Annotated in this window: 22 protein-coding genes; 11 read left to right on the forward strand and 11 right to left on the reverse strand. The window is 70.4% G+C overall.

Annotated elements, in window-relative coordinates; all coding sequences use genetic code 11:
- Positions 1–29: 29 nt before the first annotated feature.
- Together BU52_RS05150 and BU52_RS05155 are read left to right on the forward strand one after the other, a co-directional pair.
- Positions 30–677, forward strand: a complete 648-nt coding sequence (locus tag BU52_RS05150) for a formylglycine-generating enzyme family protein (protein ID WP_037928726.1) — start codon at positions 30–32, stop codon at positions 675–677.
- A 167-nt stretch (positions 678–844) separates the two neighbouring features.
- Positions 845–3,016, forward strand: a complete 2,172-nt coding sequence (locus tag BU52_RS05155; protein ID WP_037928729.1) for a TerD family protein — start codon at positions 845–847, stop codon at positions 3,014–3,016.
- A 192-nt stretch (positions 3,017–3,208) separates the two neighbouring features.
- On the opposite strand, the gene BU52_RS05160 is transcribed toward BU52_RS05155, so the two are convergent.
- Both BU52_RS05160 and BU52_RS05165 read right to left on the reverse strand, forming a co-directional pair.
- Positions 3,209–4,297 carry a M23 family metallopeptidase gene (locus BU52_RS05160; protein ID WP_037928733.1) on the reverse strand — a complete coding sequence of 363 codons (1,089 nt, stop codon included), beginning with the start codon at positions 4,295–4,297 and terminating at the stop codon, positions 3,209–3,211.
- 497 nt (positions 4,298–4,794) lie between these two features.
- Positions 4,795–5,514, reverse strand: coding sequence for a restriction endonuclease (locus BU52_RS05165; protein ID WP_051857929.1), 720 nt, complete (start codon positions 5,512–5,514; stop codon positions 4,795–4,797).
- 806 nt (positions 5,515–6,320) lie between these two features.
- On the opposite strand from BU52_RS05165, the gene BU52_RS05170 reads away from it, so the two are divergent.
- The 5 genes from BU52_RS05170 to tpg all read left to right on the forward strand — a co-directional run bounded on the left by BU52_RS05170 (position 6,321) and on the right by tpg (position 12,900).
- The gene (locus tag BU52_RS05170; RefSeq protein WP_037928739.1) at positions 6,321–7,979 is read left to right on the forward strand and encodes a multicopper oxidase family protein; all 1,659 of its coding nucleotides are present in this window, start codon (positions 6,321–6,323) and stop codon (positions 7,977–7,979) included.
- A gap of 248 nt (positions 7,980–8,227) precedes the next feature.
- A complete protein-coding gene (thrS, locus tag BU52_RS05175) occupies positions 8,228–9,478 on the forward strand; it encodes a threonine--tRNA ligase (protein ID WP_037928956.1) in 1,251 nt (416 codons plus the stop codon).
- Positions 9,479–9,638: 160 nt separating this feature from the next.
- A complete protein-coding gene (locus BU52_RS35525; protein WP_167343495.1) occupies positions 9,639–9,806 on the forward strand; it encodes a hypothetical protein in 168 nt (55 codons plus the stop codon).
- Between the two features lie 277 nt (positions 9,807–10,083).
- The gene (gene tap, locus BU52_RS05180; RefSeq protein WP_037928742.1) at positions 10,084–12,330 is read left to right on the forward strand and encodes a telomere-associated protein Tap; all 2,247 of its coding nucleotides are present in this window, start codon (positions 10,084–10,086) and stop codon (positions 12,328–12,330) included.
- A gap of 12 nt (positions 12,331–12,342) precedes the next feature.
- A complete protein-coding gene (gene tpg, locus BU52_RS05185; RefSeq protein ID WP_037928745.1) occupies positions 12,343–12,900 on the forward strand; it encodes a telomere-protecting terminal protein Tpg in 558 nt (185 codons plus the stop codon).
- Positions 12,901–12,960: 60 nt separating this feature from the next.
- Here tpg and BU52_RS05190 read toward each other — a convergent pair whose 3' ends face one another.
- The 4 genes from BU52_RS05190 to BU52_RS05205 all read right to left on the reverse strand — a co-directional run bounded on the left by BU52_RS05190 (position 12,961) and on the right by BU52_RS05205 (position 15,734).
- Complete coding sequence (locus tag BU52_RS05190; protein WP_037928748.1) at positions 12,961–13,353, reverse strand: VOC family protein; 393 nt, start codon at positions 13,351–13,353, stop codon at positions 12,961–12,963.
- Positions 13,350–13,652: an ArsR/SmtB family transcription factor gene (locus BU52_RS05195; protein WP_037928752.1), complete on the reverse strand. Its 303-nt coding sequence runs from the start codon at positions 13,650–13,652 to the stop codon at positions 13,350–13,352. The genes BU52_RS05190 and BU52_RS05195 overlap by 4 nt, the downstream gene beginning before the upstream one ends.
- Before the next feature lie 245 nt (positions 13,653–13,897).
- Complete coding sequence (locus BU52_RS05200) at positions 13,898–14,782, reverse strand: aldo/keto reductase (protein WP_037928754.1); 885 nt, start codon at positions 14,780–14,782, stop codon at positions 13,898–13,900.
- Positions 14,783–14,795: 13 nt separating this feature from the next.
- Entirely contained in the window at positions 14,796–15,734 is a 939-nt protein-coding gene (locus BU52_RS05205) for an NAD-dependent epimerase/dehydratase family protein (protein ID WP_037928756.1), read from the reverse strand.
- A gap of 70 nt (positions 15,735–15,804) precedes the next feature.
- Between BU52_RS05205 and BU52_RS05210 the strand changes: the two genes are divergently transcribed.
- The gene (locus tag BU52_RS05210; RefSeq protein WP_037928758.1) at positions 15,805–16,704 is read left to right on the forward strand and encodes a LysR family transcriptional regulator; all 900 of its coding nucleotides are present in this window, start codon (positions 15,805–15,807) and stop codon (positions 16,702–16,704) included.
- Between the two features lie 208 nt (positions 16,705–16,912).
- Here BU52_RS05210 and BU52_RS33260 read toward each other — a convergent pair whose 3' ends face one another.
- The 3 genes from BU52_RS33260 to BU52_RS05225 all read right to left on the reverse strand — a co-directional run bounded on the left by BU52_RS33260 (position 16,913) and on the right by BU52_RS05225 (position 19,262).
- Positions 16,913–17,152 carry a hypothetical protein gene (locus BU52_RS33260; RefSeq protein WP_078903123.1) on the reverse strand — a complete coding sequence of 80 codons (240 nt, stop codon included), beginning with the start codon at positions 17,150–17,152 and terminating at the stop codon, positions 16,913–16,915.
- A 394-nt stretch (positions 17,153–17,546) separates the two neighbouring features.
- On the reverse strand, positions 17,547–18,410 hold the full coding sequence (locus BU52_RS05220; protein WP_037928760.1) for a YwqG family protein: 864 nt from the start codon (positions 18,408–18,410) through the stop codon (positions 17,547–17,549).
- 162 nt (positions 18,411–18,572) lie between these two features.
- Positions 18,573–19,262: a helix-turn-helix domain-containing protein gene (locus BU52_RS05225; protein ID WP_078903118.1), complete on the reverse strand. Its 690-nt coding sequence runs from the start codon at positions 19,260–19,262 to the stop codon at positions 18,573–18,575.
- A gap of 142 nt (positions 19,263–19,404) precedes the next feature.
- Here BU52_RS05225 and BU52_RS05230 point away from each other — a divergent pair, with 142 nt between their 5' ends.
- Positions 19,405–20,394 carry an alpha/beta hydrolase gene (locus BU52_RS05230; protein WP_037928762.1) on the forward strand — a complete coding sequence of 330 codons (990 nt, stop codon included), beginning with the start codon at positions 19,405–19,407 and terminating at the stop codon, positions 20,392–20,394.
- 129 nt (positions 20,395–20,523) lie between these two features.
- Positions 20,524–20,952 (forward strand): VOC family protein, encoded by a 429-nt coding sequence (locus BU52_RS05235; RefSeq protein WP_037928763.1) that lies wholly within the window; start codon positions 20,524–20,526, stop codon positions 20,950–20,952.
- 271 nt (positions 20,953–21,223) lie between these two features.
- On the opposite strand, the gene BU52_RS05240 is transcribed toward BU52_RS05235, so the two are convergent.
- Entirely contained in the window at positions 21,224–21,976 is a 753-nt protein-coding gene (locus BU52_RS05240; RefSeq protein WP_037928765.1) for an HAD family hydrolase, read from the reverse strand.
- Between the two features lie 536 nt (positions 21,977–22,512).
- On the opposite strand from BU52_RS05240, the gene BU52_RS05245 reads away from it, so the two are divergent.
- Positions 22,513–23,211: a ScbR family autoregulator-binding transcription factor gene (locus BU52_RS05245; protein ID WP_051857930.1), complete on the forward strand. Its 699-nt coding sequence runs from the start codon at positions 22,513–22,515 to the stop codon at positions 23,209–23,211.
- A gap of 45 nt (positions 23,212–23,256) precedes the next feature.
- Here BU52_RS05245 and BU52_RS05250 read toward each other — a convergent pair whose 3' ends face one another.
- Entirely contained in the window at positions 23,257–23,871 is a 615-nt protein-coding gene (locus BU52_RS05250; protein WP_037928776.1) for a hypothetical protein, read from the reverse strand.
- Positions 23,872–23,928: the final 57 nt, after the last annotated feature.

Below are 23,928 nucleotides of genomic sequence, written 5' to 3' on the forward strand. Positions count from 1 at the left end.
CCGTTGTGGAAGCGGGGGCACACAGCGAGATGGTCGCGATCCCGTCGGGACAGGTGATGCTGTCGGACCGGCGGACGCAGAAGAGCTGGCCGGTCGAGGTCGAGCCGTTCGAGATGTCGGCGTGCCCGGTCACACAGTCCTGGTACGCGCGAGTCACCGGCCGACGGCCGGGTGGCGCCCCGGGGGAGAGGCTGCCGGTCGAGGGCGTTTCCTGGTGGGACGCGGTCGGGTTCTGCAATGCCTTGTCCCGGCGCGAAGGGCTGGCGCCCGCATATCACCTGAGCGGCGACGCCGAGACGGCCGAATGGGACTTCTCCGCGGACGGGTACCGGTTGCCGACCGAGGCCGAATGGGAGCACGCCTGCCGTGCGGGTACCACCGGCCCGCGGTACGGCCGGCTCGACGACATCGCCTGGTACCGAGAGAATGCGGAGGGACGCCTCCACTCCGTCGGAGGCAGGCAGCCCAACGCGTGGGGCCTGTACGACATGCTGGGCAACGTGTGGGACTGGTGCTGGGACGTCTACGACGCCGAGGTGTACGGCACCTACCGGGTGCTCCGCGGTGGTGGATGGGCCGACGAGCACTGGAGCTGCCGGGCGTCGGTGAGGCGGCGCAGCCACCCGACCCTACGGATCGACGACGTGGGATTCCGCATCGCGCGCTCCACAGCCTGACGCGCCCCGAGGGAGCCGAAGGAGACTCGGTCCGCCCGCTGCCGAACGCCTGCCGTCCGGGCACTGACGCCCGCGCGGCCGCCCGGGCAACCGATGTCATGTCCGGAAGGCTGCCCGCACAGAAAACTCCCGTGCACCGTTTCGTACTACCCTGCGATCATTCCCGAATGGCGCACGATCTCGCATCACTGGTCATCCGGCACACCCACCGCATTCCCTTCCCGCAGGGCTCTGCAGGAGAAGGCGCCGCCGCCGCACGGCAGTTCGACGCGGCGCTGGCGTCCGTGGGCTTCAAGCTCTCGGCGGAGCTGCTGCAGCAGTTGTCCGGACTGTCCGAGGACGCGGTCGTGCGCACCGCCGAGCGGACGCTGGGCACGGTGAGCGAGATGGCGGGCGACCACGTCCGGCACAACGCGTACTTCATCGATTTCCCGGCGAACGTCCCCGACACCGAAGAGTTCTGGATGCGGTGCGTGGCGAAGGCCCTCGGCGACGACACGTCGCGGGAGAACGTACTGACCCAGTTGGCGCGCGGTGCGTTGAACCTGCTCAGTCTCCCCGCGTACGGGCGCTACCAGCACACCTACGAGGAGATGCTCGCCGCGCAGGACGAGCTGATCGCCTCGGCGGGTGACCGGGTGACCGTCCTGCACCTCGGTCGGGACCTGGACGACGAAGTCACGGACCTGTATCTGGCCCTGGCGGGCAGTACGACCCCACTGGGCGAAGACCACCTGGGCGACCTCAAAACCCTCGCCGGGCGGTGCGCGCTCGGCCCTCAGCCGGAGTCGATCCCGGTCAGGGAGAACCGGGCGGTCGTCAACGAGGCCCGTCTCGCTGTCGGCGCGGACCTCCTGCTGGACACCGTCGTCGACGTGCTGCGGCTGGCCTGCGCCCTCTCGGGCGGCGACGTCACGCTGCAGGAGCCGACCCGGTTCCGGGCGTTTCCGCGGCCGGTCCGCCGTGCGCTGCTCGCGGGCCTCGACGCCGTGGTCGCGGCGAACCCCACCAAGCTGACCGACGTACACGCGTACCGGGAACGCTTCAAGCGACTGGGGGAGCGTCTCCACCCGCACGAGTATCCGCGCTGGCCGCACGCGGCCGACGTGTTCGCCGTGGCCCGGGGCGAGAGGGACGCGCGGTCCATCGACAGCCGCCTCGAGAAGCTGCTCGACGAGTCCGACGTCCTCGGTGCCGTGCGCCTGCTGACATCCGCTCCCGGCAAGCTGTTCCGCGCCCTGGACCACCTGCTGCGCGTCGCCGCCGACCAGGCGGAACGGGACGCGGTGGTCGCCGCCGCGGTCCAGGTCGCTCCCGAGGTCTCGGGCCGGGTCGTGCTGTCGGTCCGCGAGCACCTCCAGAACCGGGAGAGGGAGAGCGGCAAGCCCCGCGTCTTCGTCAACCGCCGGGGCCGCGGCTGGGTCGCTCCCGACGTCCGGCCGCCGATCCCCGCAGCCGACCGCGATCGCCTGGTCGCCGCCCTCGACGCCGACATGCGCCGCAGACTCCCCGCGCCGGCCCGGCTGCTCCTCGACCCCGACGTCCTGGACGTCGCGATCCCGCTCAGCGGCAGGGCGACCGCTGCCGGCCTGGGCGTACTGCCGCGAGGCTCGATCTCGGCTGTCGACGGCGAGCAGTTGCGCTTCTTCGTGTACTGGAAGGAGACCGAGAGGCGGACCGACTACGATCTCTCGGCGCTGCTTCTCCGCTCCGACTACAGCACCGACTCCTGGCTCTCCTACACGTCCCTCACGGCTGTCGGGGGCGAACACTCGGGCGATGTCACCGAGGCGCCTGACGGTGCCTCGGAGTTCATCAACCTCTCCCTGGACCGGGTACGAAGCCCGGTCGTCGTTCCGCAGGTCAACATCTACGCCGGCGAGGGCTTCGAGGAGGTCGCGGAGTCGTTCTTCGGTTTCATGCTGCGTGACGGCGAACAGAGAGGCAGGCCGTTCGAGCCGCGCACGGTGCGTATGAAGTCGGAGCTCCGCGGGGTGGGGCGAGTCGCGCTGCCGGTGGTCTTCCGGCGGGAGGGGGACGGCCGGTGGGGCGCGAAGTGGCTGCACCTGTACCTGAGAGGTGTCTCGTCGGCCAACCGGGTCGAGGAGAATCGGATATCGGTGTCGAAGGCGGTGCGTGCCGTCGTGGAGCGCGAGTACCTGACGGTGCGGTACCTGATCGACCTGATGTCCGACCGTGCCACGGCCGTGGAACTGTGGGACGGCGAACGGGTCCCGGACGAGCCTGTGATGTACATCGGTCTCGAACGTCCCGAGGGCCTGCCCCCGGACTCCACGGTCATCACCCTCGACAATCTGCGCGACGTGATCCCGCGCTGAGTGCTAGCGTTGCCCGTGGCGAGGCCATGAAAGGGCTTCCTTCTCCCTTCCTTACTCCGAAACGAGTTCTTTCGCTTTCCTCGCCCTCGACGTCGCTCCGGGCGGCGCCCGCGCTCACCGCGCGGGCGTCGCCCGGAGCCGTTCCACAGCATCGAGCCCGGCCGGCCCGCGTGTCGGAGGCCTGAGCGCGCGTCAGCTGGTGCGGTTGTAGATCGCCGTACCGGGACAGGCCGTGTAGCCGAGACGGGTGCCGCAGCCGGAGTACTGGCTGGAGCCGTTCCACCAGGTCCAGCCACCGATGGTGCGGCCGTTCAGCCAGGTGTACTGGCCCGCGTAGTTGGCGTCGTACGTGCGCAGGCTCCAGTGCACGTGGGCGCCGGTCGCGGAACCGCCGGCACAGGTGTCGGTGCCGATGGTGCCGAGCAGGGCACTGCCGGAGATCGCCGTCCCGTTGTAGTAGGTCGCGTTCGACATGTGGTAGTAGTCCGTGGAGAAGCCGCCGGGGTGGATCACCCGGGTCCAGCCGCCGCCGGGGCCGCACATCGAGGTCGCCGTGCCCTCACGGGACGAACGGACTCGCCCGCTGGCGTTGCCACCGGCGAAGTCGAGGGCGCTCCAGTAACCGGTCGCGCCGTCATGGGAGTGCGGGCCACCGGTCAGTGTCATGTAGTAGTCGGGCATCCAGGGCAACAGCAACCCGTTCGTGTTGGCCTGGGCCCCGGCCGGCGACACCTGCGTGCCAGGCGTCGCCCTGTGCTCGGCGTACGCCGTCATGGTCTGCCGTTCCGCCTTGCCCACCAGCGGGGACCGGGCCACGTGGTCGGCGAACTCGCGGTCGCCCTCGAGGCCCGAGATCCATTGTCCGTCCTTGCGGTGGGCGATGTAGAGCCAGCCCTCCGGCTCGCCGTGCCGCGCGCGCGACGCCTCCACGTAGGCAACGCCACGGGCCCAGTCGCGCGAGGCGGTGCGTACGTCGACGACCACCTTGCGGCCCTCGTCCGCGAGCTTGGCGACGGCGGCCTCGGGGGCCAGTCCCTTGGCGTCGTGGGACCGGGAGAGGACGTCCGTGGAGACGGCGTCGACCAGTGCCTGACGGCCGGTGCCGAGACGGTCGGCGACGACGCCGGGCATCTTCGCGGTGACACCGGGGGACGGCGACTCGGCGGCTACGGGAAGCGTGGACGAGTCCCGGTCGGCCGCCGGCGCCGAAGGCGCCGCCGCGAGCAGGCCGGTGAGAGCAAGGGCGGTGACGGTGATTCTCATGGACAGTGCGGACAGCATGGGCGGTGGTCCTTCCGTGAGAGGACGGGCACGCCGTCGGGCGGACGGCGAAGCCCGAAGCGGAACGGCCTCAGGGGCAGCAGTCGGAGGCCGGCCGGTACAGGCCCGGCCCGGATGCCGCGCCGGAGGCCGGTCCGAAGCGGGTGCGCGGTTCCGGGCGTGCCGTGCGGGATGGAAGAGCGAGTGCGGACCGTCGCCGGGGTCGGCAGGGTCACCTAACGGGTGTTCAACCTGCTTTGACGTGTACCTGATCGAGTGTGCTGTCCTGGGTCAACGCGTGTCAACCAGGTCATGACGTCGTCATTCGTCGGCCCAATGACGGTTGAGCCCAGAGGCGCCGGAGTTCGTCGGCGCGGTGCACGGCCTGCGCGGCCGCCGGCGTTCCCGTCAGCGACCGGGGCAGCACCGGGGCCGACGGCGGCGAGCCCGTCACCCGAACCTCGCACCAACCGTGCGCCGCGCTGCGCGACTTCACGGCGGCCGACTGGTCCGCGTGGTCAGCCGGCAGACGTCGGGCGACGCGGGGGCGGCACGGCCCGCAGCAACTCCCACAGTGGACGCGAGCTCGACGCCCACACCGCCAGGGTCTGCCGGTCCACGACATGGAGCCGCTGCTCCTTGGCGAAGGTCACGGCCGGGCCCGTCACCCGTCCGTTCGTCACGATCACCGCGACGTCGGCACCGTGAACCTGCCGAGCCGTTCCGTTGAGCACCTGAAGCTCGGGCGTACCCACTGCCGCCCCACTGGCCCCGTTGCGGCGGTGCTTGCACTGGATCACCCAGCGCCGCCCGAAGGGATCCGTGGCCTTGACGTCCGCGCCCAGGTCACCTCTCCCACCGACCCGCTGGGCATCCTGACAGCCGTCGCGGCGCATCAGGTCCCGCACCGCGTCCTCGAACCGGGTGTGGTGCAGCGCGTCCAACTGGGGCAGCCCATACCGCAGACCACGCGCCCGTACGGCCTCCCAGCGCGCCTGCTGCCGCCGAGTGTGGAGCCGGCCGGCACCCACCAGCACGGCGAGCGCCAGGAGCACCATGAGCACCCACCCGTGCGCCACCAGCCACTTGGCCACCATCACGGCCAGTCCTACGCCGGCGGTGGCCGCCACGGCGAGCGCGGTCAGCTGGGCGTCCCTCTGCTGCTTCCTGCCGGCCCGACGCGTACGCCGCCGCGCCGGCGGCCGCCGCCGGGTCACCGATCCCTCCGCATCGGGCATGACACCGCGAACTTCGTCCGCGGGACTCTGTCGCCCGCCCCAAGGGCCCTTTTCATGTACGTCCGAACCCCAGGCATGCAAGCCTCCCCCTCGCGACGACTCCCCGTGCAACCGCATGATGGCAGTGCTCACTGACATCGCGTCAGGTTCTCATCACCTGACGGGACACGTCCTCGGAGCCGCACTGACGCGTAGGGAGGCCCGGCCTGCTCTCGGCCTGCAGGTCCGTGCGGGCGTGAGCCCGGCGGGTCTCCGCCGGCCGGTTTCAGGTGGTCCACGCCGGCGCCCGGCAGGATCCTCCTGGACGTGTGTCAAGGAGGGTCCTCTCCGACCGTTCACCGCGGCGTGAGCCGACTGCCCCACGCGCGCGGCGGACTCGCTCGTTCGGAGGCGGTTCCCGCCGACCCGATGTCGCCGGGGCGCCGACTCGTCGCACGGGTAAGGACGGACCACATGACCGCGCCGAAAAGTCTCATATGCGACAAAGGTGCACTCTGTCAGGGTAATGTGCTCATATGACTACTGACCCGGGAGTCGAATGCGGGCGCGGCCTGCACGGACGGCGCGTGCCGTCCGGTGCCCTGCCGGTCGGGATATCCGCACGGCCGCTCTGAGTGGCGTTCCGGGCGTCGGCGAGGGAGTTCGCCGATGCCCGGAACAGTCGATTCCGCCATCCGTCGGATCGTGCTCACCGCCCTGTCGGCGCCTGGTCAGGAGAGTGTCTCCGGCCGTCTGGTCCGGTCCGGGCAACGGTGGCAGACCCACGCCTTCACCTGCCTTCCCTCACCAGCGAGGTACACCCAGTCATGCGCACGGACCACACCAGTCAGACCTCTCCCACGCGTCGTGCCGTACTCGGCGCGGGGATCGCGGCCGCGGGCTCCGGGCTGCTCGCCGCCTGCTCCTCCGTCGGCTCGCGTGACCGCGGCAATCCCGGCGCGCCCGCGCCGGACACTTCCACCGGATCCACGCCGAACGGCAGAGAGGCCGGCGAGACGCATCCGGCCCCCGCCGAACCGCGCCGCAAGCACACCCTCAGGGCCACCCTGTCGCCGGTCGAGCTGGGCGCCGGACGCACCTTCAGGTCATGTACGTACGAGGGACTGCTGCCGGGCCGGGAGATGCGGGTCACCGCGGGGGACACCCTGGCGCTGACACTGGCCAACCAGCTGCCGGAGGCGACGACCGTGCACTGGCACGGCATCGCGCTGCGCAACGACATGGACGGCGTGCCCGGGGTGACCCAGCCGCCGGTCGAACCAGGGGAGACGTTCGACTACCGCTTCACCGCCCCGCACCCAGGCACCTACTGGTTCCACCCCCACATGGGACTGCAGATCGACCGCGGTATGTACGCGCCGCTGATCGTCGACGACCCGAGAGAGCCACTCAGGTACGACCACGAGTGGATCGTCATGCTGGACGACTGGATCGACGGCGTGGACGGCTCCACGCCCGACGACGTTCTTTATCAACTCCGCAAGGGCAAGCCGCCGGTGGGCCACGGCAACAGTCCGGAGGGGCCTGTGGGGGCCGGGGGCGGGGCGTTGGCCGGCGCCGCGTCCGAGGGAAGGGACGACGGGAAGGGCCCCGGAAGGGAAACGTCGCCGTACCGCGGAAAAGGGCCCAGGCGACTGATGTCGGGCGCCACCAGCAAGCTGCTCGGTGGCCACGCGGGACACATCGCTTACCCCTATTACCTGATCAACGGGCGCACGGCGGACGACCCCACACAGTTCAGGGCCAAGCCCGGCGACCGGATCAGGCTGCGCATCATCAACGCCGGCGGGGAGTCGGCCTTCCGGGTGGCTCTCGGCGGGCACCGGATGACCGTCACCCACAGCGACGGCTTCGCTGTGCAGCCCTACCGGACCGACGCCCTGGTCATCGGCATGGCCGAGCGGTACGACGTGCTGATCACCGCGCAGTCCGGGGTCTTCCCGCTCGTCGCGCTCGCCGAGGGCAAGCAGGGCAGGGCCATGGCTGTCCTGCGCACGGGCGCCGGAGCGGTCCCCAAGCCGTCCGCGCATCCGGTGGAGCTGGACCGTGAGGTGCTGGTGTCCGCCCGCCGGCTGCGGCCGGACGAGTCGGTCGCGATGCCCCGCCGTGGTTACGACCGCCTGCTCAGGCTGAAGCTGACCGGTGGCATGAAGAACTATGACTGGGGGATCGACCACAAACCCTACGACCCGGACACGCTCCACAGGGTCGAGCGGGGTGAGAGGGTGCGGCTGGTCATCATCAACGCCACCCACATGTGGCACCCCGTGCATCTGCACGGCCACACGTTCTCGCTCGCCGGCCTGGATTCGAACGGCGCCCGCAAGGACACCTCGATCGTGCTGCCCCACAACAAACTGGTGGCGGACTTCGACGCGGAGAACCCCGGAGCGTGGATGCTGCACTGCCACAACATCTACCACTCGGAGTCCGGGATGATGACAACCCTCGCATACCACGGCTGAGGCGTCTGCGAGCGAGCGGCCCGGCGCCCGGGGTTCTTGGGCACTCCTGACAGGAAATGACCGGGTGGACGTCGCCGCGTCCTGCTAACGTCTCCGACATGAAGCGCGCCGCTGTGACGACGACGCCGGAGAGTGTCCCGGCGCGCTGACGGACGACCTGACGTGAAGCCCCGGGGCAAGTGCTCCGGGGCTTCGTCGTGGGTCCGGTCACTTGCTCCGCCAGCAGCGAGGAGACCGCGATGACCACCGTGCACGAGCACCGCAGACTGGGCCGTGAGCTGGGCCTGTTCGACACCGACCCGCTGATCGGCGCCGGCCTGCCGTACTGGCTGCCCGACGGTGCGACCGTCAGACACACCCTGGAGGAGTACATCCGTGCCGTCGAGCGGCGGGCGGGCTACCAGCACGTCTACTCACCGGTCCTCGGCAAGCGGGAGCTGTACGAGATCTCTGGGCACTGGGCGCACTACAGCGACGACATGTTCCCCCCGATGGACCTCGGCGGGGAGCAGGTCGTCCTGCGGCCGAGCCTGTGCCCCCATCACGCGCTGATCTACCGCTCCCGCTCCCACAGCTACCGCGAACTGCCGCTGCGTATGGCCGAACTGGGCGGCATGTACCGCTCCGAACTGTCGGGCGTGCTCGGCGGGCTGACCAGGGTGCGGGCCATCCAGCTCAACGACGCGCACGTCTTCTGCACTCCGGGCCAGGTCGCCGAGGAGGCGCAGGCGGCACTGCGGATGATCCGCCGGGCGTACGAGGCGCTCGGTATCACCCCGACCCGTTACCGGCTCTCCCTTCCGGACTCCGGTGGCAAGTACGTGACCGCACCCGGGATGTGGGAACGGCCAACTGCCCTGCTGACCGACGTCCTCGACCGTTCCGGCCTGCCCTACGAGGCAGCCGGGGGAGAGGCCGCGTTCTACGGCCCCAAGATCGACGTCCAGGTCACCGACGGCGCAGGCCGGGAGTCCACCCTGTCCACCGTCCAGGTCGACTTCCACCAGCCCGAGCGGTTCGACCTGCACTACATCGGCGCGGACGGCGCCAAGCACCGCCCGGTCATGATTCACCGCAGCGTCATCGGCAGTGTGGAACGTGCCGTCGCCCATCTCGTCGAACAGCACGGCGGTGCCTTCCCCGCCTGGCTCGCCCCCACTCAACTGGCCGTCCTCCCGGTCTCGGACACCGAACTGCCCGATGCCACGGGCCTCGCCCGGCGCTGCACCCGCCTCGGAGTGCGTACCGAGATCCTGGGACCGGACCGCGGCAGCCTGGCCGCCCGTGTCCGCCAGGCCCGCCTGGTTCCCTACCAAGCAGTCATCGGCGCCAAGGAGGCCGCTGACGGTCACGTCGCGCTGCGCTTGCGCGACGGACGCCGGCTCGCCCCGCGACCGGTCAGTGACGTACTCACTCGCATCGGCGCTCTCATCGGGGCCCACAGCACCGACCTGTGGGCGGACACCGCCTCGTGGCAGCGCCCTGATCAGCAGCCCTGACTCACCCCCCAGGCAAAGCCACCACCGCGGCCGAGGCGGTCGGGGTGACGGCGCGGGGACAGCTTCTGCCACGCCGACGGCATCGGCAAAGGCCCTTGCACGTCTGCGGAGACGATGACCGGGCATACGGGCTTCACCCCCTTCGAGAGGAGCTCGTTCCATGGCCGGCATAGTCGCGGCGGTGCTGTTCTTCGTGGCGTTTCTGATCAACGCGGCGGATATCGGCACCAACGATGTGTTTTCTTCGACGAACGTGATGCTGCTGGGACTGACCGCCCTTGCCCTGCACGTGGCCGGGATCGGCGCCGGCAGGTCCCGCAGACGCTGACGCGGGTCTCTTCGACGGGTCGGTCAGTTGAGCGGATGGGTCCCTCCGCTCAGCGATCACCCGACTGGTGTGGAACCGGATCGCGCCGCTGACGCCGGCCGATCCGGTCCGCACGTGAACTCACGATCACATGGGGCCACGGACGGCGGTGCACGGACCCGGGCGTTCACCGTAACGGCACGCGTCCTTCTCTGACCGCGATTCGTACGCCACCCGTGCGGTACATGCATGCTGTCCGTACGGCTGGCGGGGTAGCATGCCGGCCAGGAGGTCGTGCATGTCCGAGCTGTTCGACGCGGTCGACGCGCTGGTGGCGTCCCGCGCCCCGCTGCCCCCGGCGCAGGAGCGCAAGAGGCTGCGTACCGCGCACGGCCTGACGCTGGATGAAGTGGCTGCCGTGCTCAAGGTGCGCCGGGCGACGGTGTCGGGCTGGGAGTCGGTCAAGAAGACGGTCGAGCCGCGGGGCCCGGAACGGGAGGCGTACGCGCGGCTGCTGAACAAGCTCGCCGAGCTCTACCCCGCCCCCGCAGCGCCGAAGGAGCCGGCCTCCACGGCGGTGCCGGCCGCGTGCACCGGCACACTCGCCCCGGTGGAAACGCAGACTGTGCCCCCTGGCCCGGTATCCGACGCCGCGGACACGACAGCATCCGGGAGCACCCGGACCCCTGTCTCCGCTCCCCCTGCCGCCGCTCGGGCCGCGACGTCGCGCCCGGCGCGCACCACCAGGCCGTCACCGCCGACGCGCCGTCCGGATCCGAAGAAGGCGCCCCGGGCCGACACCCCGGCGGACGGCACCGGCCTGCGGTTCGAGAACGGCCCGCTGGCGGTCGTCGACGTGGAGGACGGGCAGGTGCTGGCCTACTGCACCGGCGGCTTGGTCCTGGACGTGCCCGCCAAGAGCCTGCCGGCTCTGGTGGAGTGGACCCTCGGGGAGGCGAGGCTCGGGCAGCCGAGATTGTCCGGTGCGGGCCGGGACGCCGATCCGCTGCTCGTGCTCACCGAGGCCGCGCTGAAGCGCTTCGGCCTGCCGACAGCTCTCAGCGAGGAGGAGCGGCTGGCCGGGCGGATCCCGGAAGGCCACAGGGTCGTCAAGCAGCTGGCGCGCGCCGATTGGAAGCTCACCAAGCGCGGGTTGGGGCCGTGGGCGCGGATCTATCGCCCCGCGCAGGGTTCGGAGCGTGCCTGTGTGCAGCTGTGCATCCCGGCGTGGCACGCGCTCGACGCCCGCCACTGGGGTGGGGCAGGGCAGCTGCCGCCGGCGGAACTCGCCCGCATGCTCGGGCTGTACGCCTCCCGCGTGATGACGCCCCGCGGCTCCACCGCCGTGACCGGCCTGGAGCTGATGACCGCGCTGCACCCGCCGACCCGCGCCTCCGCGCCCGACACCGACGGCCGTCGCCACTCCGAGCACAACCCCGGCAGCCTGGGCAAGGACCCGGTCGACCCGGCGCCGTGCGAGGCACCCGACGGGCACCCGCTCCTGGCCGACCTGCCCCGCTTCCACGTCCGCGGTCCCCGGGAGAAGCTGTTCGAGGAGGCGTACGACTGGGCGCGGCCGATGACGGATGCCGAGTGCACCCTGCGGCACCTGGTCGGCATCGACGTGAACATGGCCTTCGCCGCCGGCGCGAACGGCCTGCTCGTCGGCCTCGGTGCGCCCACCCACGTCAAGGCCCCCCGGTTCGACCCGAAGCTGCCCGGCTCATGGCTGGTCGATCTCTCACACGTCGACCTGTCGAGGGTGAAGGTCGGCAAGGAGTGGGTGCAGCTGGACGGTTCGCTGCTGCCCAGCCCGTTCACGCCGAAGGGCGAGCGCCCCGAGGGGCCGGCCTGGTATGCGACACCCACCGTCGCCTACGCGGTGGAACTCGGCTACGAAGTGCGTCCACTCGAGGCGTACGTCCGGTACGAGAACGGCCGTTACCTGGACGGCTGGTACCAGCGGCTGCGGGACGCCTACCTCGCCACGATGGCCGACCTCGGCGTGCGCGCCGACATGGACCCGCCCGAGTTCCTCGCCGCGATGCACGCCTACCAGGAGCGCGATCCCCACCTGGCGATCGTCGCCTCCGCGATCAAGGCGACCGTCAAGGGCGGCCTGGGCAAACTGCGCGAGCGCCCCCGCGGTGAGGGCTGGCGGCCCGGGCAGCCGTGGCGCGCGCTGTCCCGCCCGACGTGGCGGCCCGACATCCGCGCGGCGGTCATCTCCCGCACCCGGACCAACCTGCACCGCAAGGTCGTCAAGCATGCGGCGTTCACCGGTCGGTATCCGGTCGCCATCCTGTCCGACTGCGTCGTCTACGCTGCCGCTGGTCCCTCGCCACTGGACGTCCTGCCCTACCGCGACGGCAAGCCGCTGCCGGGCGGCTTCAAGCTCGGCGTCAACCCCGGCCTGGTCAAGCACGAGGGCACCCAGACCGTCCTGTGGGGCGAAGAGGTCCGCGAGCGGTTCGACGCCCCCGACCTCAACCTCGCCCGCTACATCAAGGACGGCGCCGTCACCGACGTCGACAACGGAGAGTAGGGGAAGGCGAGGATGAGCCTGTTCGGTGAGGGCCTGGACGCCGCGGTGCACAGGGTGTTCACCCGCCCGACACCCAAGAGCGCACCCGCCCAGATGCGCTACCTCGTCAAGCAGCTCAAAGGCACCCGGCCTGTCGCCCGAACGCTTCGCATCTCCCAGCGCACCGTCGAGCGGTACGTGAAGGGCCAGATCAAAAAGCCCCGCCCCGACCTGGCCGCGCGCCTGGAGCGCGAGGTGACGAAGCGGTGGCAGCCGCAGATCCGGGCCAGGGCCAAGGCGAAGGCAGCCACCACCGACGGCATCGTCATCGACACCCGCGCCCGCCTCGGTTACACCGCACCCGTCGGCTCCACCGACGAATCCCGCATCCGGCACCTGACCGTCGCCCTGCCCCCGCGGCACGCCGCCCGCCTCTTCGAGGCCCGGGAAGCCGGCGCCGGCGACCAGCAGCTCCAGCAGATCGCGGCCGAGGCGCTCCGCGAGGTGTACTTCCAGGACAGCGGTCGCCGCGCCGGGAGCCTGGAGGAGGTCCGCTTCACGGACATCGAGCACCTGGAGTTCGAACTGTAGGCGCCACCGCACACCACGCGAGCCCTGGCCCGCTTGTGGACCTCGCCCGAGGCCGACCGCTCACTGCGCCTGTGATGCGATCTGGATCAGATTGCCGCATGTGTCGTCGAAGACGGCGGTGGTGACCTGGCCCATCGCCAGGGGCTCCTGGGTGAATCGAACGCCGAGGGCGTGCAGGCGCTCGTACTCCGCCTCTACGTCGGTGACGGCGAACTGGGCGAGCGGGATCCCGTCCTTGACGAGCGCGTCGCGGTAGGGCTTGACGGCTGGGTGGCCGGCGGGCTCCAGGAGGAGTTCGGTGCCGTCGGGCTCGTCGGGCGCGACGACGGTCAGCCACCTGGCCTCCTCGCCCAAGGGGATGTCGTGCTTCTTCTCGAAGCCGAGGATCTCGGTGTAGAAGTGCTCGGCCTTGGCCTGGTCGTCGACGAAGACGCTGGTCAGATGGATCCTCATGGTGTTCTCTTCTCTGGTTCGGACGGGTCGGGCATGGGCCATCGCTCGGCTATCCGCCGAAGCGGGGCTGTGTTCAGGTCGTGGAACTTGTAGCGGCCCTCCCGTCTGGTCTCAACGAGCCCGGCGGCCTCCAGCAGGGCGAGGTGCTGGGACACCGCCTGACGCGAGATGCCGAGCTGGTGCTTCATGCTCAGTCGCGAGCAGATCTCGAAGAGCGTCTGTCCGGACTTCTCCGTGAGCTCGTCGAGGATGGTGCGGCGGGTGGGGTCGGCCAGGGCTTTGAAAAGGTCGTCGGCCACGACCCCACGATAGGCAAGAAACTACTTGCCTAACAAGTCCGTCGCAATCACCTCATCCGGATCCGGACCCGTGACGGTGGAAACGCCGCTCGGCGCTCTGCCGCCGGAACCCACGGGCGACGCCGTTCTCACCGAACGGGTGTCGTGGACGATGCGTCAACGCACCGTGGCCATGGAGCGGGATACCGGGGAAGACGAGCGCCGCGTGCGAAGGCGGCGAGGTGACGACCTACTGGCGGACGGCCTCAGCCCGGCAGGACGTCCTCGAGCTGTGCCAGCTCCTCCGCGCTCAGCGTGAGCTCCGCGGCACGTGCCGAGTCGGTGATGGAGGCCGGGCGGCTGGCTCCCGGCACCGGGATCACTGCCGGGGAGCGGGCGATCAGCCAGGCCAGCGCTATCTGCTGCGGGCTGACGCCGCGCTCGGCTGCGATGCGGTGGAAGGCCGTGCCCGCCGAGGTCGGACCGGACGGACCGTCGAGGGAGCTGCGGGAGATACCGCCCAGCGGGCTCCAGGGCAGGAAAGCCAGGCCCAACTGCGTGCTCAGCCGCAGTTCGGGCTCGCTGGTACGCAGGGCAGGCGAGTACTGGTTCTGCACGGAGACGAGTCCGTCGCCGAGAATCGTGTGTGCCTGGCGGATCTGGGCGGTGTTGACATTGGAGATTCCGGCGGTGCGGATGGTTCCGGCGTCGAGCAACTCGCGCAGGGCGCCGACCGAGTCTTCCCAGGGCACCGTCGGGTCCGGCTTGTGCAGCTGGTACAGGCCGATGGCCTCGACGCCCAGACGCCTGGCAGAAGCCTCGGCGGCCCGCTTGACATGGGCAGGAGTGGCCGTGACGGTCCAGCTGCCGTCGCCGGGGCGGCCGCGGCCGCCCTTGGTGGCGACCAGGACGCCGGAGGTGTCGCCGCCGTAGCCGGCCAGGGCGCGGGCGATGAGGAGTTCGTTGTGGCCCACCTCGTCGGCGTGCCAGTGGTAGCTGTCGGCGGTGTCGATGAGCGTGACGCCGGCGTCGAGGGCGGCGTGGACGGTGGCGATGGCCCGTGTCTCGTCCGGGCGGTGCTCGATGGACAGTGGCATGGCGCCCAGGCCGATGGCGCTGACGGCAGTGTCTGCGACGGTGCGGTACCGCATGGTGGCTTGATCCTCAGACGGTGGGTGACGGCTCGGTGGTGAGCGTTTCGGTGACGGCGCCGGGCATCCAGTCGGTGCTGCGGGAAAAGGAAAAACCCAGCTTCTTCGCGCGGGCGTTGCTCATGGCGTAGTAGCGGTCGAAGGAGAACGGTGAAGCTTCCCCGCCCGCCGGGACGGTCCGGTGAACGGGCTCCCGGCCGATTCGCCTGGCGATGATCGCGACCAGGCCGTGCACGTCGAGCGGGCCGTCGGAGCAGGCGTTGATCGGACCGGTGAAGTCGGCTGCGGTGGCCCACAGCATCAGCTCTGCCAGCTCCTCGTAGTGGATGAAGACAGTGGGCTGGGCCTTCGTGTGCACAGCGATGGCTCGGCCTTCGGCGATGCGCTCGGTGTAGTGCGCCAGCCGGCCGGTGAACTCCAGCGCGCCGCCGCCCAGTACGTGGGCACTGCGCACCGAGACGAACTCGAAGCCGCCGGCGCGGGTGAGGACGGCCTCCGCCTGCCGCTTGCCCTCGGCATAGTGCGCCTCCAGGTACGCGTCGTCGTGCCAGGGCAGGTCCATGGCCACCAGCCAGGCCGCCGGGTCCACGACGTCCTCCGGAACCGGCGTGTCTGCCGGCGAAGCAGGCAGGGCGGCGGTCGCGGGGTCGTAGACCTCGATCGTGGAGGTCATCACGTAGCGCCGGGTGCGGCCGGCGAAGACGCGGGCGGCGACAGCGGCCTGAACAGGGGTGTAACAGACCTGGTCCACCACGACGTCGAAGGTGCGGGCGTCGAGTGCGGCCGTCAGGGCGGCCTCGTCGTTTCGGTCGACGACGAGGTGCTCGACGCCGGGAGGTGGCGGGACGGAGCCGCGGTTGATCACAGTGACCTGGTGGTCCTCGTCCTGCAGCCGTTCCACCAGGAGCTTTCCGAAGTACCGACTTCCGCCGATGACGCAGATCTCTCGCATGCACTCATCCTGAAGACCTATTGTCATCGGCAGAAGTGCCGGCTTGGTAACTGGGTATTAAGGAAAACTGTTGATCGATGTGCAGCGGCTCCGCGTCCTGCGGGCGGTGGCGGAGCACGGCAGCTTCAATCAGGCGGCCATGGCTCTCCGCCTCACCCCCTCGGCTGTCTCTCAGCACGTGGCCGCCCTGGAGCGCAGCCTCGGCGCCCAGGTCGTCGCCCGCACCACCCGCGGCGTCACCCTCACGCAGGCCGGCCGGATCATGGTCGGCGCCGCCGAATCCGTCGCCGCGGAACTCGCACACGCGCAACGGCAGATCGCCCAGCTCAGCACCGGCCGTACCCTCCTCACCGTCGCCACCTTCACCAGCGGGGGGAGAATCCTGCTCCCCGGCGCCCTCTCCCGGCTCACGGCTGCGCATCCCGGCACCGTCCTGCACATCAGGGAGGGCGAACCCGAGGACACCCTGCCGCTGGTCCGCCAGGGAGCCGTGGACCTCGCCCTCGCCTACCACTTCGACGGCCCGCTACCCGTAGGACCGGGAAGCTCCAGTCTGGAGTGGACGCCACTGCTGACAGACCCCCTGCACGTGGTCCTGCCGCAGGGGCATCGCCTCGCCGATCGCAACGCGCTCGACCTCACCGAGCTGGCAGCCGAACCGTGGGTGCTCGGCTGCCTGAAGACCGAGGCGTATCTGCGCGGCTACGCCGAGCGCGCCGGCTTCGATCCGGAAGTGCGCGGCACGACCACCGACTACTTCTTCGCACGCTCTCTCGTCGCCGCGGGCATGGGTGTATCCCTCATACCGTCCATTGCGCTCGACCCGGAGATCCCCGGCCTGTGCGCCGTCCCGATCAAGGCTCCGGGACCGATCCGGCACATCGGTGTCGCCGCAATCAGCCGTGGCGACCGGCCCCACGTCACGAGGCTCGTCGACGCCCTTCGCGAGGAGGCGAAGCAGTCGCTGTGATCTGGGGAGGGGTGGAGACCGCGGACGCTCGTGTGCGGATTCATGTCTCGGCATACGCCATGCATCGAGTACCGCGACGAACACAGTTGCCTCGTGGCGGACAGTGAGTTCTCGAATCTCGTGCTCGGCCCGGTGGCGCTTGAGGAGGTTGTTCCCGCATGCGACCCCGTGTCGCTCACGGCAGTCGGTTTTGTTGTAGACGGCAGACCTAGAGGCCGGCGCAGATTCTGCGAGCCTCGGCCAGTTCCTTCTTCACCTCGGTGTCGACCTGGAAGACCTGGCGGTGGCGGTTGTGCGCCCGGGTGATGGCCTCCGCGAGCGGCTCGTACGCGGCGTCGCCCGCGGCGGCGGCCGTGGCCAGGTCGAAGGCGCCCGCGAAGCGGTACAGCGCCTGTTCGCGTTCCTGCTCGCGGACCTTCTTCTTCGGGAGAAGCTTCGCTTCGTCCATACCGGCCAGCGCCTCGCACGCGCCTCGGGCGTCGCCCCTGGGACCACTGCCCGTGTCCGGCGTGCCTCCGGTCAGTGCCCAGGCCACGCCTACCCCCGCGCCGCCCACCAGCACTCCGATCAGCAGGGCAGTCGCCAGCGGACCCCGGCTGCGAGGCGGCCGGACAGGCGGGGCCGGTGGGACGGGGACCTGATTCGGCTGCTGTGCCTGCATGTACACGACCATAGCGGGCTGTTCGTCCGCGTCCCCCGGTGGGTCGTCGGCCGGGTCCCGTCACCGCGGACGACGTCGACCTCGGGGTGGGGCGGTAAGGCCGGTTCGCTGGAGTGGGACTGCTGGGAGACCGTCGAGCCCTCACCGGTCAGGCCGTCGCGTGAGGCGCGAATCGGTCGGCTCATGGGTTCCAGTACACGTTGGTGAACGTCCGGTCGAAGCGCCCGGCAGCCAGGTCCTTGCGCTGGATCGCCCAGTGGACGCTGGACCCGGCCGCCACTTCACCGAGGTCGGGGCTCCAGCTCGCGAGCAGCACCCAGTCCGCGACGTTCTCGGACACCGGTTCCCCACCGCCCCAAGCGCCCGTCGACGCCTGCTCCGCCGCACAGCGCACCAGGCCTGTCAGCGGGTCGAGATGAACCATCTCCTCGTCGGCGTACCCGCCCAGGTGCAAGGGGCCCCGGAGGTCGAGATGGCGGCACGCCATCTCCCACTCTTCGGCCAGTTCTTCGGCGTGGGGGAAGCCGGGCAGCGGCTCCAGGCCGCCATCGGGCAGTTCGACCTCGAAGTGGTACGGCAGCGACGGTTCGGTCCGGACCCGCAGCTCGCCCTGAGGGAAGGCATCGGCTACCTCCCGCTCCTCGGGGACGCCGTCCAGGTCCCAGGCGTACGGGTCGTGCACCTCCGTCGGCGTCCCGACGGGGACGTGCACGACGGCGCCGTGGTTGGTGAGGTCACCGTGGTCGCGCGGCCAGGCGAAGAGGAGCAGGCGGCCGTCACACGGCAGTGGCAGGTCGGTCGAGGCCTGGGGCAGCGCCGCGAGGTCGACGGAGGCGACGTAGGGGAAGGGAGGGTGCGGGAGTCCGGCCGGCAGGAGCACGGGGCCGCCGAACCGGGCGGCGACCGGGCCGTCGTCGCGCCTCGACAGGACGGCACAGGGCCGCACCATGTCGATCCAGCGGTCGACCTCGTCGGCCGGAATGCCCAGTTGGATCGCTTCGTCGCGGAAACGGGCCAGTCGCTCGCGCAGCTTCTCGAAAGTCACACGGCCAAGGTAGGGCCCGGTACTGACACTACGCCCTGCTGCCGCCCCGGTGGCGTTCTGATGCTCCAGGACGTCCTCGGCCCACCGGAGTGGGCGGACCTGCCCACGCCCGCCGGCCGGCGTGGCGTGACCCCGCTCGGGTGGGCAGACGGCTCCGCTCGGTCAGGTCGGCGATGCGTCAGTCGGAACGGGCGCCGGATCCCACGGCTGCTCCTCACGGTTGACCTGGGCGGGATTCGGCCGGCGGTTCCCGCGGCCGGCAGCCGGAGGAGTGCGCAGCCGTAGGCGCTCGCCCTGGGGTCCGAACATGATCAGGTACTCGACCGGTCCGCCGGGTGCGGCGTTCGCCACCCCGTGCGGAATGCGGGTGTCGAACTCGGCGACGTCCCCGGCGGCAAGAACGAGGTCCTGGCTGCCGAGGGCGAGCCATAGTCGTCCGTACAGGACGCACAGCCACTCGTACCCGTCGTGGGAGACCTGCCCGGGGCGTGCGGGCGCGTCCTCGACGGCGGGCAGGACGTGCTTGTGGGCGTGCAGACCACCGACGTACCGGGTCAACGGCAGCACCGCTTTGCCATCCCCGAATCTCAGCGGCGCGGCAGCACGCGGCTCGGTCGCGGGGGCGGGCGCGGTGCCTGCCAACTCGTCCATGGAGACGCCGTACTCCTTCGACAGCTGCAGCACCACCTCCAGGGTGGGCTTGCGCCGGCCGGTCTCGATCCGCGACAGCGTGCTAGGTGAGATGCCGGTCGCGCGGCCGACCCCGGCGAGCGTCGCACCGTGCCGCTCGCGCGCTGCCCGCAGCCGGGGCCCCATCGCGGCCGGCGTGCCGTTCACATCGTCGACCGCCACCTCGCCCGCTCCTTCTTCCCCTGCCGCTCCATCGCCCCCTGCCCTGCAAGTTTGCCATCCTGGCAAGGCTGATCGCGTCGGGCGCCTGTCACGCCGCATGATCGGTGACGCGCCGCGTCCCCCGCGAACCGAGGAGAAGCCCATGCACCCCGAGCCCACCGCCGAGCTCCGCCATCGCACCGTCGAGGCCCCGGCCGGGCGCCTGCACCTGGTCGAGCAGGGCACCGGACCACTCGTCCTGCTCGTGCACGGCTTCCCCGAGTCCTGGTACTCCTGGCGCCGCCAGCTCCCGGCCCTCGCCGCCGCCGGCTACTGGGCGGTGGCGATCGACGTACGCGGCTACGGACGCTCCTCCAGGCCCACCGCGACTGAGGCCTACCGGATGCTCGACCTGGTGGAGGACAACGTCGCCGTCGTGCGCGCTCTCGGCGAGGAGAACGCGGTGGTCGTCGGCCACGACTGGGGCTCCAGCATCGCCGCCGTCTCCGCCCTGCTCCACCCCGAGGTCTTCCGCGCCGTCGGCCTACTGAGCGTCCCCTACGCGCCGCCCGGCGGCGGCCCCCGCCCCACTGACATCTTCGACCGGATCGGCGGCCCCGAGCAGGAGTTCTACGTCTCCTACTTCCAGGAGCCCGGCCGTGCCGAGGCGGAGATCGAGCCCGACGTCCGCGGCTGGCTCGCGGGCTTCTACGCGGCCCTGTCCGCCGACACCATGCCTGCCCACGGCGAGCCCGACCCGCACTTCGTCGCCCGCGACGGCCGGCTTCGCGACCGCTTCCCCACGGGGGTCCTCCCGGCCTGGCTGAGCGAGGACGACCTCGACTTCTACGCCGGAGAGTTCGAGCGCACAGGGATCACCGGCGCACTCAACCGCTACCGCAACATGGACCGTGACTGGGAGGACCTCGCCCCGCACCGCGGAGCCCCGATCAAACAACCGTCCCTGTTCATCGGCGGCGCCCTGGACGCCTCGACCACCTGGATGTCCGACGCCGTCGACGCCTACCCCACCACCCTCCCAGCTCTGTCCGCCTCCCACCTCCTGGACGACTGCGGCCACTGGATCCAGCAGGAGCGCCCCGACGAGGTCAACCGCCTGCTGACCGGTTGGCTCGCCACCCTCCAGGGCTGAACCAGACGGCCCGCCTGGGCACCAGCCCCGGCCGGCGGCAGCGAGCCCGTCGCCTCCCGCATCGATGCAGCACCCATCAGCGCCTGAACGATCCGGCGATCGCAGGGTGTTCCTTGATACGGTGCGCCGATGTCAGCGATCAAGAGGTTCCAAGTCACTTTTGACTGCGCAGAGCCGGAGCGCCTTGCTCGTTTCTGGTGCGAGGTGTTGGGGTACGTCGTACCGCCGCCACCGGAGGGGTGGGCCACGTGGGACGACTTCAAGCAGTCCCAGCCCCCTGAGCAGCGGGACTCATGGTTCGCCTGCACTGACCCCACGGGTGTGGGCCCGCGGCTGTACTTTCAGCGGGTTCCCGAGGGAAGGGCCGCCAAGAACCGGTTGCATCTCGATGTGCGGGTCGCCACCGGACTGGTGGGTGAAGAGCGCCTGGCCGCACTCGAGGCGGAATGTGCGCGACTGATCCCGCTCGGCGCGGTACACGTGCGAACGCTGTACGACGGCAAGGACGCCTGCATCCCCATGCTGGACATCGAGGGCAACGAGTTCTGCCTTGACTGAGCATCTCTCCCGGTCCGGCCGGGGCGAGACCGGCTTCCACACACCCGGCCGGCTTTGAGGCCGCCGGGACCGACGAGGAGGCGACAGGCACGGCCACAGCCGCCGCCCGGACACTCGCCGCTCCGATCCGCATCGACGGCGCCCGACGACGCGTGCGATCGCGTGCGCCGCCTGCGCGGTCGGCTCGACACCGTCGTGCACGGGCTCCCGCAGGGTCACGTCCGTCTCGGCTGCGCAGCACAGCGGATCCACGACGAACCAGCCTCACCGCTCACCACGGTGGCGAGGAGCGCCGCCAACCCCGCACCCAGCCCAGCACCTCGGGGCAATCCAGAGCCATGACCCAGGCATCGGCATACCCGGTGTTCCCGCCGTCCGGCAACGGGCCCACGCCGACCACCCGCAGGCCGGCACGCCACGCCGACTCGATCCCCGTGAGGGAGTCCTCGACAGCCAGTGCGGCTTCCGGGAGGACCTCGCACAGACGTGCCGCCGTGGTGTACACATCGGGCCACGGCTTGGGCCGTACTGCGTCCGACCGCTCGACGTCGTTCACCGGCTTCGGTTCCTCGGGATTTCCCGGTGGCACCGTGGGCACGACGACGTGGCGGAAGTGGCGGCGCAGTCCGGCGCGGCCGAGGCTCTCCTCCACCACCTCGAGCGGGCAGTTGCTGGCCACGGCCAACGGCAGCCGCCCCGAGAGGAGACGTACGACCTCACAGGCGCCCGGCATCGTCAGTGGGTCCTCCGCCACGAGGGACAGGAAGTGCCCCAGCAGAGCCGTGGTCAGGCCCGCGGTCAGTTCGGGTTTGTTGGTCTCCTCGGCCATCAGGCGGCCGCAGTCGACGTAGTGCACGCCTTTGGCTCGCTCGGCGAACCCCGGCGGGGGTAGCAGACCGAACTCACGGAAGGCGCGGTTACGCGCATTCTGCCAATGACGTTCCGTGTCCATCAGTGTGCCGTCGCAGTCGAAGACGACGGCCTCGGGCGACCAGTTCGACAGGGTTTGAAGCGTCGGCGTCATGGTGGCCTCCTGGGGGAGAGGGCGGGGGGCGGTCAGTCACGCGACGTGTAGGACCGCGGGGTGAGGAGGCGCGGCCCTCGATGCCGGGCCGCAGGGGGAGTCGGGTTCTTCCGACGGTGCGACCGACGAGACGGCTCGCATTTCAGGGCATCAGCCACAAACAGAAAAACATTGCGACGACTACGATATTTAGGCCCGGAAAGGCGATGCAATCACCACTTCGAGTACTCGACCGTCAGGCGCTCAAGGTGTATGTGGTCGCCGCAGCCGACTGCCCGTGAGTTGCTGATCGTGTGTCATGAAACCTTTGTCATGGGCAAGTTGCGGCAGATGCGCGCGGCAAGAGAATGACGCGCCGGCATGCGGCGAGAGATTCGGCCGACGAACCATGAGTGGCACCCGAGAAGCCACTTTCCACTCGTGGGTGTTCAGATTCGAAAGAAATGCGCAATCGCCGTGCGAGGGTGACGGTTCATTGCTCCGGGCGTACGCGGGCGCACTACATTCTGGGTCGTTCACGACGGAGCCGGACTGAGGTGCACGAGATCTTGCAGGAACGGGCCAGAGCAACCCGCAGATCACTCCTGGAGGCAGCGGCCTGCCTCTTCGCCCAGCAGGGTTACGCGGGCACGAGTGTCAATGACATAAGCGCCCGGTCCGGGCGAACCAGCGGATCCGTCTACTTCCACTACGCCAGTAAGGAAGGCATCGCTCTGGCTGTCGTCCAGGACGGCTTCGCGACCTGGCCGAGCCTCGTCACGTGCTACGGCGACCGGAGCGTGCCGCCACTGGAACGTCTCGTCACACTGAGCTACGAGATTGCCCGCGCCCTCGCCGAAGACTCCCTGACACGCGCGGGTGCCCGCCTGTGGGCCGAGCGTCACACCATCAACGTGGATCTTCCCGACCCCTTCCCCCTCTGGACGACCGCAGCCACACGTCTGCTCGCCCAGGCCCGAGCCGGGGGCTGTCTGGCCGCCGATGTCCGCCCGGCCGCCACCGCCCGCACCCTGGTCCGGGCCTTCTTCGGATTCTGCACCCTCACGGAGGCGCTGGAGGGCCCCCAGGCCCTCACCGGCCGCCTCTCCGACTGGTGGCAGTTGGTCTTGCCCTCACTCCAACGGAACCCCGGATCCGGCCAGTTCGCCAGGCGGCCGGCACTCGTCACGTATCCCTCCGGCAGCAATCCGCCCGTACCCGTACCGCTCCTGCCGACGCCGCCGGAGACACGCTGACCCCCAAGCACCCCGCCCACCGCCAGGAAGGGCGCCCACAGCCCGTCAAGGAGACAGGCCCTGGCCGGTGACGGCGTCACGTGGCTTGCCGCCGTCGGCCAGGGACTCGGCGGCTCGTACCCGGTTGGTGCGGAAGCGGCGCAGGTACGACCGTGCCATGGGGCCCGGCGGGACGCCCCGGGCGAAGGCGCGCATGTTGCGTTCACCCGTGTTGTATCCGAGGGCGAGGAGTTCGTCACGGGTGTAACGGTGTACGTGCCGCCGGGGCAGCTTCCGGTCGAGGTCCTTCAAGTGCAGGGCGGCCGTGCGGATGGCCAGGGCGGGGTCGTCGCGCAGGTCCTGCCATCGCTCCGGCAGACTGTGCGCGCGCCGGACCCGCTCGAAGGTCGCCCGGTGCATGTTGGCCACGCCGAAGGACGCCCCGGGCTTCCACCACTGCCACAACCGCTCCAGCAGGGGATGGTGGGGTTTGTACGCCTCGTTGTGGAGCACGGTCATCACGAGCAGGGGGGAGACTCCTGCCTCCCGGGCAGCGCGCACCACGACCGCGGCGTAGTCGGCAGGCGTGTAGTCGCCGGGACGCAGCGGCGGCGTCCGGGTGTGTTCACGGTCCACGGTTCGAGCCCCCTGCTTCGCCGCCTGCATCGATGGTTCGCCCATGGCGATCGATCACCCCTCCACCGTCCTGGACCGTCCTGAGGAGCACCTGCCCCTGCG

The organism is Streptomyces toyocaensis (genome assembly GCF_000725125.1).
Classification (GTDB): Bacteria; Actinomycetota; Actinomycetes; order Streptomycetales; family Streptomycetaceae; genus Streptomyces; species Streptomyces toyocaensis.